This window comes from Nostoc sp. NOS(2021), from assembly GCF_017115025.1.
GTDB lineage: Bacteria > Cyanobacteriota > Cyanobacteriia > Cyanobacteriales > Nostocaceae > Nostoc.
Map to the genome: position 1 here is coordinate 1 of NZ_JABXKM010000330.1, position 8,995 is coordinate 8,995.

General features: G+C 41.1%; 10 protein-coding genes. 7 read left to right on the forward strand and 3 right to left on the reverse strand.

Translation table 11 applies throughout. The features are described from left to right. The first annotated feature begins 184 nt into the window (after positions 1 to 184). The gene (locus tag HWQ41_RS32300; protein WP_292772040.1) at positions 185 to 2,350 is read left to right on the forward strand and encodes a tetratricopeptide repeat protein; all 2,166 of its coding nucleotides are present in this window, start codon (positions 185 to 187) and stop codon (positions 2,348 to 2,350) included. On the opposite strand, the gene HWQ41_RS32305 is transcribed toward HWQ41_RS32300, so the two are convergent. After that, the gene (locus tag HWQ41_RS32305) at positions 2,347 to 2,607 is read right to left on the reverse strand and encodes a type II toxin-antitoxin system ParD family antitoxin (protein ID WP_292772042.1); all 261 of its coding nucleotides are present in this window, start codon (positions 2,605 to 2,607) and stop codon (positions 2,347 to 2,349) included. The genes HWQ41_RS32300 and HWQ41_RS32305 overlap by 4 nt on opposite strands. Before the next feature lie 202 nt (positions 2,608 to 2,809). Between HWQ41_RS32305 and HWQ41_RS32310 the strand changes: the two genes are divergently transcribed. The 4 genes from HWQ41_RS32310 (at position 2,810) to HWQ41_RS32325 (ending at position 4,250) form a co-directional block, all read left to right on the forward strand. Beyond that, complete coding sequence (locus tag HWQ41_RS32310; protein ID WP_292772044.1) at positions 2,810 to 3,109, forward strand: hypothetical protein; 300 nt, start codon at positions 2,810 to 2,812, stop codon at positions 3,107 to 3,109. Continuing rightward, positions 3,109 to 3,543 (forward strand): PIN domain-containing protein, encoded by a 435-nt coding sequence (locus tag HWQ41_RS32315; protein ID WP_292772046.1) that lies wholly within the window; start codon positions 3,109 to 3,111, stop codon positions 3,541 to 3,543. The genes HWQ41_RS32310 and HWQ41_RS32315 overlap by 1 nt, the downstream gene beginning before the upstream one ends. Positions 3,544 to 3,678: 135 nt before the next feature. Further along, positions 3,679 to 3,933: a type II toxin-antitoxin system ParD family antitoxin gene (locus HWQ41_RS32320; RefSeq protein WP_292772048.1), complete on the forward strand. Its 255-nt coding sequence runs from the start codon at positions 3,679 to 3,681 to the stop codon at positions 3,931 to 3,933. Further along, positions 3,933 to 4,250, forward strand: coding sequence for a type II toxin-antitoxin system RelE/ParE family toxin (locus HWQ41_RS32325; protein WP_292772050.1), 318 nt, complete (start codon positions 3,933 to 3,935; stop codon positions 4,248 to 4,250). Before HWQ41_RS32320 ends, HWQ41_RS32325 begins: the two co-directional genes overlap by 1 nt. Positions 4,251 to 4,358: 108 nt before the next feature. Here the strand turns inward: HWQ41_RS32325 and HWQ41_RS32330 are convergent, their stop codons facing one another. Both HWQ41_RS32330 and HWQ41_RS32335 read right to left on the reverse strand, forming a co-directional pair. Next, entirely contained in the window at positions 4,359 to 4,745 is a 387-nt protein-coding gene (locus tag HWQ41_RS32330; protein WP_292772052.1) for a type II toxin-antitoxin system VapC family toxin, read from the reverse strand. Positions 4,746 to 4,747: 2 nt separating this feature from the next. After that, positions 4,748 to 4,996 (reverse strand): type II toxin-antitoxin system Phd/YefM family antitoxin, encoded by a 249-nt coding sequence (locus tag HWQ41_RS32335; RefSeq protein ID WP_292772054.1) that lies wholly within the window; start codon positions 4,994 to 4,996, stop codon positions 4,748 to 4,750. Between the two features lie 820 nt (positions 4,997 to 5,816). On the opposite strand from HWQ41_RS32335, the gene HWQ41_RS32340 reads away from it, so the two are divergent. Together HWQ41_RS32340 and HWQ41_RS32345 are read left to right on the forward strand one after the other, a co-directional pair. Next, complete coding sequence (locus tag HWQ41_RS32340; protein ID WP_292772056.1) at positions 5,817 to 7,475, forward strand: alpha-amylase family glycosyl hydrolase; 1,659 nt, start codon at positions 5,817 to 5,819, stop codon at positions 7,473 to 7,475. A gap of 202 nt (positions 7,476 to 7,677) precedes the next feature. Continuing rightward, positions 7,678 to 8,736, forward strand: coding sequence for a 3-deoxy-7-phosphoheptulonate synthase (locus tag HWQ41_RS32345; protein ID WP_292772058.1), 1,059 nt, complete (start codon positions 7,678 to 7,680; stop codon positions 8,734 to 8,736). Positions 8,737 to 8,995 lie beyond the last annotated feature (259 nt).

The following is an 8,995-nucleotide window of genomic DNA, read 5'->3' on the forward strand; positions in this document are numbered from 1 at the left end:
GAGGGGACTGGATTTTCCAGTTTCCCCCCTTTATAAGGGGGGATTAAGGGGGGTAATAATTCGATTAAGATCACAGCCAACCACTTTTCAAACAACCTCTAAGATTCAAAGCCTCTCTCCGTTTCGGAGAGAGGAATGGAAGTGAGGTTTTTTAGTTCTCGTGAACAGCAAGATTTAACTATCTATGCCTGAAGACTCCGGGAAGCTTGCCGAAAAAATTGGTGCTTTTGCTGCCCCTGGCGCTCAAGTTAATATTGGCACTCAAATTATTAACGGGCAGAAACAGCTAACTACCACAAAATCTATCCCTCGCGGTTCCGTTAATTTCGTCGGGCGAGAAACCGAACTGACAATGCTGCATGAAGACTTGCAGCGTAAAGACTATGTAGCAATAGCGGGAATGGGTGGCGTAGGCAAAACTGAATTAGCCACCCAATACGCAAGACGATATCAAGAAGATTATGGGGGAATTACTTGGTTTAACGACAGAGAAACCAATCTCGCCGCCGAAGTTTTAGAGTTTTTCCGGTTGCAGTTTGGTTTGGAGATTCCCCAAGAATTAGGAGGAAGACTTTTAAGCCTTAAAGAACAAGTCGCTTGGTGTTGGTCTAGATATCCTAACTCCGCCTTGCCTATTTTAATCGTCTTCGATGACGTAACCAACCTAGCTAACCTCCGCGAAGTCGTACCCGATGTTCACCGCTTCCGAGTTTTAGTTACTACTCGATTGCGGCATTTAGACCCGAATTTTATTCAAGAGATTCCTTTAGATGTTCTCTCGCCCCAAAAAGAACCAGGGAAAGCCTTACAACTCTTAAAAGGACTGTTGGGGGAAAAAGATAAGCGAGTTGAAAACCAACCACAAGCCGCAACAAAAATATGTGAATGTCTGGAATATTTGCCCTTGGGGATAGAGTTAGTAGGAGGTTATTTAGTACGCGACCCGGAAATGTCTTTAGATATGATGTTTGGGCGATTGCAAGAACGTAAATTAGCAGAGTTAGCTTTACAAGACCGGGAAACTCTCAACTCAACTCAACTGGGAGTCAAAGCCGCTTTTGCTTTAACTTGGGAAGAACTCGACCCACTAGCGCAACAACTAGGAAGATTTTTGAGTTTATTTTCTCCTGCACTGATTCTTTGGGATTTGGTTATTTGGGTGGCAACAGGTGGAGGGGAAGCAGAAAATGAGGAAGAAAGACAGCTAACTTGGTCAGAAAATGAATTAAACGAAGCTAAAAAGCAACTCTACGGGCGTAACTTGCTGCAACTCTTAGAAGAAAGAGCAGGATGTTATAAAATTCATGCCTTAGTGCGGTGGTTTTTGCAAGAGCAGTTAGCGAATGCTGGCAAAACCAAATTAGTTTTAGAAACAACCTTTGCTACTGCCATGATAGCTAAAGCCCAAATACTTCCCGATTCACCAACTTCTGAGCAGATTGAAAGCATCAGAGATATTGTTCTTCATCTCGAAGACCTGGGAAACCGTTTAATTGCAGAGATAAAGCAAGCAAAAGAGGCAGAGATAATTTCTCCAGCATCAGTCCCCAGCGATCGAGTAATTTGGGTATTTGTGGGGATAGGAAGATTTTACAAGGGACAAGGATTATATAAATTAGCAGAACCCTGGCATGAACAATGCGTAAATGTTTGCCAAGCTCTGTTTGCTGGCGACCATCCCGATGTCGCTACTAGCTTGAACAATTTAGGATTCCTCTACGAAAGCCAAGGGCGGTACAGCAAAGCCGAACCCCTCTTGACCCAAGCCTTGGAGATGAGAAAGCGGCTGTTTGCTGGCGACCATCCCGATGTCGCTACTAGCTTGAACAATTTAGCAGCACTCTACGAAAGCCAAGGGCGGTACAGCGATGCCGAACCCCTCTACATCCAAGCCTTGGAGATGAACAAGCGGCTGTTTGCTGGCGACCATCCCAATGTCGCTACTAGCTTGAACAATTTAGCATTACTCTACGAAAGCCAAGGGCGGTACAGCGAAGCCGAACCCCTCTACATCCAAGCCTTAGAGATGATGAAGCGGCTGTTTGCTGGCGACCATCCCAATGTCGCTGCTGGCTTGAACAATTTAGCTTTACTCTACAATAGCCAAGGGCGGTACAGCGATGCCGAACCCCTCTACATCCAAGCCTTGGCAATGTGCCAAAGGGTGTTAGGAGTTAATCATCCCAGTACAGCAACAATTCGAGAAAATCTAGCAATCCTGCAACGCCAGTCTACTCCCCGTGCAATCCCAAAACGTCGGTTAGGTCAGTTTGTCCAAATCTTAAGAGCGATCGCAATCCTACCGTTTTCCTTGCTGTGGCGATCGCTTAAACGACTAATTCGTATTTAAAATAAACGCCTACGGGCTTCTTGCTTAATAGCTTCAATATCTGTATACTGCCCAGCACTACTGTCAATTCCTTCTTGCCAAAGACGGCGTAATTCATCAATATTCTGCAACTGCAACAGGCGTTTTTGCTTCCAGTCGCGTAGTGCTTCGCGGATAACTTCACTGCTGCTGGCATATTCGCCAGATTCCACCGCATCATGCACAAAAGCAGCCATTTCTGGTGTGAGAGCAACACTTATTTTCTCGACGTTAGGCATGGCTGGGCATCCTTTTTATTTTAAAGTAGCAAACGATTCATACCAAAAGTTAAGATTGCAATGTCTACGATGGGCTACGCCGGAGCAATTCTACCGTTTTCCCGGCTGTGGCGATCGCTTTTCTTTCATCAACAGCGCGATCATCTCACCTCACCGTAGGCGATCGCCTTTTACAATTGGAGTGTTAATTGTATTTACGTCTATGAACTTTCCTCCCCAACTCCAACAAAAGATTGAAAAATGGGCAAGCAGTCAGGGAATTTCAACTGAGCAGTTTGTTTTGCAAGCTATTGCAGAAAAAATTGACACGCTGAGTCAACAAGTCACTAAAGAACATACTCAACAAAACTCTGAGATGACCAATGTACTGCCCCTTAAGCAACCAAACATTTATCGAAAAGAAGGGATTTTAGTTGTAGAGGCAGAATTACCAGAAAACTTTGATGTTAATGCCTTTATAGATGAGTTGAGAGAAGAACGCATTCAGGATCAAATAGCTTAATGAAAGTCTTGTTTGATACTTCTGTCTTAGTTCCTGCATTAATTGTCAATCACCCGCAACATTCAGTTTGTTTTTCCAAGATTAAAGCTGCAAAATCTGGGCAATTTCAAGGGTTTATCTCAACTCACAGTTTAGCTGAAACATATTCTGTCATCACACGCTTACCCATTCAGCCGCGTATTAGTCCCCAACAAGCTCAGATGATTATTGTAGATATGTCACTGTATTTAGAGGGAGTTCCACTCATTTTCAATGACTATGAGGCTGCGATCGCTCAAATGGCAACTTTAAATCTTCCAGGTGGCGGTATCTTTGATGCTTTAATTGCTCAAGCTGCTTTTAAAGCAGAGGTAGACGTTCTGTTGACCCTGAATCCAAATCACTTTACTCGTTTGGGAAATGCAATCGCTCACATTGTGCAAGTCCCTGAGTAGATGCGTAGACGCTTCCTCAGCTTGTCGTTAGACATCACCTACAATAAAGCAAGCTAATCGCAGAAATTTCTCCAAAGACAACGCCTAACAACCTTGATAAGATGGAAAAAATAGTTAAACCTAACTGCCAAGGTTATGAGTAGCATTAATATTTCCTTGCCTGAGTCGATGAAAGTCTTTGTTGAGGAACAAGTAGCTCAAGGTGGCTACGGTTCAGTTAGCGAATATCTCCAAGAGTTAATCACTCAAGACCAAAAACGCAAGATGCAAGAACATATAGAAGAACTTTTAATTGCAGGACTTGAAAGTGGAGAGGCAATAGAAGTTAATGATCAATGGTGGCAGCAAAAACGCACATACTTGATAAACCAGCTGCATCAAGAGAAATAATGACAAAGCGGATAGTCATTACACCCAAAGCCAGTTTAGATATTGATGAGTCTTTTGTTTACATTGCCCAAGAAAACCCCGACACGGCTCTTTTATTTTTTGACTCTGTAAGAGAAACTTTTGCACAGTTAGCAAGAATGCCTGGAATGGGTAGCCGTTATCCTCTGGATAACCTTCGTTTACAAGGTTTACGTAAATGGGCTGTTAAGGGATTTAAAAAGTATCTAATTTTTTACTTTGAGCGAGATGAAAGCATTGAAGTTGTGCGGATTCTCTATGCAGGGCAAGATATAGAAAGGATTTTAGAACAGGAATGATATTGATTAGCGATGTCTACGACGGGCTACGCCTACGCTTTTCTCTTATCAACATAAATGCGTAAGCGTAGTCCGTCGTCGCGATCGCTCTTGTCTAAAAAAATCTTTTTACCAGATAGTCTCGACAGAATACTGTGCAATTTTTTGGTCGATAGTCACAATTGGCAAATTCTCTACTTGACTTTGGGCAATCAGAATCCGGTCAAACGGATCTCGGTGAATGTTTGGCAAAGTAGCAACCTGTAGAGTGTGTGTCATTTGAATATCTAGACTCTCGAAGCGGTTCAGTGCTAGTCGGTTTGGAATATATTCTTCTACAGGTTCAGGTAAAGTTAGCTTACCCGATTTAGTCTTAATGACAATCTCCCAGACACTTGCCACGCTCAGAAATAAAATATTACCTGAATCAGCAATTATACTGCGACTGGTGGAAGATAACTGAGGGTCATCTGTCACCCACCAAAGAAATGCATGGGTATCCAGTAAAACTCTCATCGCTAAACTAGATTAGAACTGTCAAAATCATTTAGGATATCTTCTGGTAAAGGCTCGTTAAAATCTGGTGCGATGATAACTTTACCTTTATCCAACCCTGGAATTCGAGGTGAGGCTGTATCTGTGAGAGCAACTAGGCGTGCAACTGGAATCCCTTTCTCAGCAATCACGACTTCTTCACCAAGTAATATCTGACTCAGCAATTCAGAAAACTTGGCAGTTACTTCAGAAACATTAACGGTGATAGTCATTTGCCCAAGTAATTGTTAATTCCTAATATTTCTTAGGATAACACTGGCTATAATTGCATTTTTTAGTCTTGTGGCAATGACGATTATTAGACAAGCAGCTTGTCGTCAGGCGATGTCTACGACGGGCTACGCCCAATACGGTTCGGTTAAGGGTGCATAGGCTTTAAAGATCCCCCTTAGTCCCCCTTAAAAAGGGGGAAATAGAGCGATTTTTAGCTCCCCCTTTTTAAGGGGGGTTGGGGGGATCGTGTCTTATCCGAACCGTATTGGGGCTACGCCTACGCTTTTCTCTCATCAGGGACTGACAAATAAAAAAATATCCCAAAGAGCGAGATGAAAGCATTGAAGTTGTGTGGATTCTCTATGCAAGGCAAGATATAGAAAGGATTTTAGAACAGGAATGATATTGATTAGCGATCGCTGTTATGATTGCTTCATTCCGCTCCATTTGCAATGACATTGTGTAATTAATTCTGTTTAACTACTTAATATCCTATTTTTACCGAACATCTGCTGTATTAGAATTTAATAAAAAACTATTGATTTATTTACTGAATTTTGGCAATTGTATGCAACAGTTTTTTAAAAATATTAGTTTTATCAGCAAAATTTGCATTACACTAAATCTGTATTTTAGTCAATTAACAAATGTTATAAACAACCAAAAATAAAAAAAATACAGTTAAATTTTATAAACAATTCATAAAATATCCCTGAAGATAGAAGCACTCCTTATCTAATTCTTTCTCTAGAGCGATTTGCAAATTCAATTGAGCAGCAGAGAATATTCCTATCAACCATTGATATTACAAACACTTCTATGGCAAAGCCAATTGAATTTAATTTATTTGCACCTTACAACAAAGGAGCCGCATTAATTGGTTCTTTTTCTGATTGGCAAGAAATTCCAATGGAAAAAGGTGATGATGGTTATTTCCGCACAAGTGTTGAACTAGAAGACGGCGTTTATAAATATAAATTCCGCATCCAGTCAAATTCATGGTTTTTTGAACCAGAACAATGGGTTGATGTTACAGACCCCTATGCAACTGATATAGATGAACAGAGTGGAAAAGATGATGGTGTTGTCAACATCAAAGATGGCAAAAGGATTACCGATACTTATGTTTGGCAACATGATGATAAACCTTTACCCGCTGACCACGAATTAGTAATTTATGAATTGCACGTGGGTGACTTTTCTGGTGGCGAGGATGATCCTTATGCACGAGGCAAGTACAAACACGTCGTTGAAAAGTTAGATTATTTGTGTGATCTGGGAATCAATGCTATTGAGTTGATGCCACTTAAAGAATATCCTGGTAATTATAGTTGGGGTTATAACCCCCGCCACTTCTTTGCAACAGAATCTAGTTATGGTTCAACTGCTGAGTTAAAAAAATTGATTGATGAGTGTCATGGCAAAGGTATTCGTGTAATTCTTGACGGTATTTATAACCACTCAGAAGCATCTGCTCCTTTAACACAAATTGACCACGATTATTGGTATCATCACGAACCTCGTGACCCTGATAATAACTGGGGCCCTGAGTTTAATTATGAACATTATGACGAAAAATTAGATATTAATCCAGCGTGGACATTTATTAGTGATACAATCCGTTTTTGGATTAGGGAATATCATCTTGATGGTATTCGCTATGATGCGGCGCGGCAAATTGCAAACTACGACTTCATGCACTGGATTGTTCAGGAAGCGAAAAAAACTGCTAGCATGAAGCCTTTTTACAACGTTGCCGAACACATTCCTGAAACTACCAGCATTACCAATGTAGATGGGCCAATGGATGGTTGCTGGCATGACAGTTTTTATCACTGCATTCTAGAACATATCTGCGGCGATACATTTGATTTAGAGCGTCTAAAAGATGTCATTGACTGCAAGCGCCAAGGCTTCTTGGGTACTACCAATGTAGTAAATTACCTCACCAACCACGACCACAACCATGTCATGGTAGAAATGGGGAACCGTGATATTTTTGACGAAGAAGCCTTTAGCCGGACTAAATTAGGAGTAGCCATCCTAATGACTGCTGTTGGTGTACCTTTGATTTGGATGGGAGAGGAATTTGGTGAGTATAAACCTAAACAACCTGAATCATCAAAAATCGATTGGACGCTGTTAGGGAATGATTTAAATCGTAGTTTATTTGATTTATACAAAGGCTTAACCAACCTGCGTAAAAATAATCATGCTCTCTACACCGAAAATATTGATTTTATCCACGAAAATGCCGAGGCTAAAGTATTAGCTTATACTCGTTGGAATGATGAAGGTTCTCGTGTAGTCGTCATAGCAAATTTCTCAGAAAACTTCCTAGCTGGCTATCATGTTCCTAACTTTCCTAGCCCTGGTACATGGCACGAATGGACAGCCAATTATGATGTCGAAGCCGGTGACGATGGCATCATAACTGACTTGGGGCCATACGAAGCCAAAGTTTTTGTATGGCAGTGATGATATACACTACCACTGAGTCAGTAGTCCAATAGCAAAAAAAAAGGGGGAAAATATTTCCCCCTTTTCAGTTATTATCTTAAATTTCATCTACAGTCTAATTAGAAATTTGTCAAGTAAAAAAGAAGCTATTTTAAAATTTCATGGGTTTGTGTTACACTCTGGAGTTGAAGTGCGGATATAAAATTGCCAGAGCATCCCCATGCACAACAAATTATTTAATAGTAATATCGACAACGCTAACATTGAGAATGATCGCGTTTTGTTAACTCCCAATGAAGTCAAATCAAAATTACCTTTAACACAATTAGCCGAACAAAGAGTTTTAGCATATCGGCAGGAAATAGAAGATATCCTGGATTTTCAGGATCGTAGAAAATTTATAGTAGTTGGCCCATGCTCAATCCACGACCCAAAAGCAGCGCTCGAATATTCTGAGAGGTTGAAAATATTAGCCGAGCGAGTTAAGGATAACCTGCTACTAATTATGCGAGTGTACTTTGAAAAGCCAAGAACAACCGTAGGCTGGAAAGGGTTAATTAACGATCCAGATATGGATGATTCTTTCCATGTAGAGAATGGTTTATTAATTGCACGGAACCTATTATTAAAAATTACAGAGTTGGGATTACCTGCTGGTACAGAAGCCCTAGATCCAATCATACCTCAATACATTAGTGAACTGATTACATGGTCTGCCATTGGAGCGCGCACGACCGAATCACAAACTCACCGCGAAATGGCAAGTGGACTTTCGATGCCTGTGGGTTTTAAAAACGGTACTGATGGCAATATTCAAGTAGCTTTGAATGCCCTACAATCAGCTAGAAACCCGCATAATTTTCTGGGAATTAATCAAAACGGACAGGTCAGCGTATTTAAAACTAAAGGTAATGGCTACGGTCACGTAATTTTAAGGGGTGGTAGTCAACCCAACTTTGATCCAGCAAATGTGAAACTGGTAGAAGAGAAATTAAAACAGGCAAATTTACCACCGAGAATTGTGATTGACTGTAGCCACGGCAATACCAATAAAGATTACAAATTACAAGGTGCTGTCTTAGAAAATATTCTTCAGCAAATAGTGGATGGGAATACATCAATAGTTGGGATGATGCTGGAATCGCATTTGTATGAAGGTAGTCAACCAATTACTGGTAAACAAGAAGAATTAAAATATGGTATTTCTGTAACTGACAAATGTATTGGCTGGGAAGAAACCGAAAAAATTATTTTGGCTGCTCACGAAAAACTTAAATAAATACCAAGAAGTAGGGGCGCACAGCTAGCTGTGTGCCCCTACTCAATACGCTTAGTGTTAGTGATATTTTGGCCCGGAAGATCCCCCCAACCCCCCTTAAAAAGGGGGACTTAATTCCCTGCTTGTTGCCTTTCTTGGTTTTTCGTATATAGGACTCATATCATGTCCGCTTGATTACTTATTAAACCCGAAGAACCCCAAAGAGCCAAAGCTGCGTTTTGTCTCCCCTCCCCGCCGGCGGGGAGGGGATTAAGGGGAG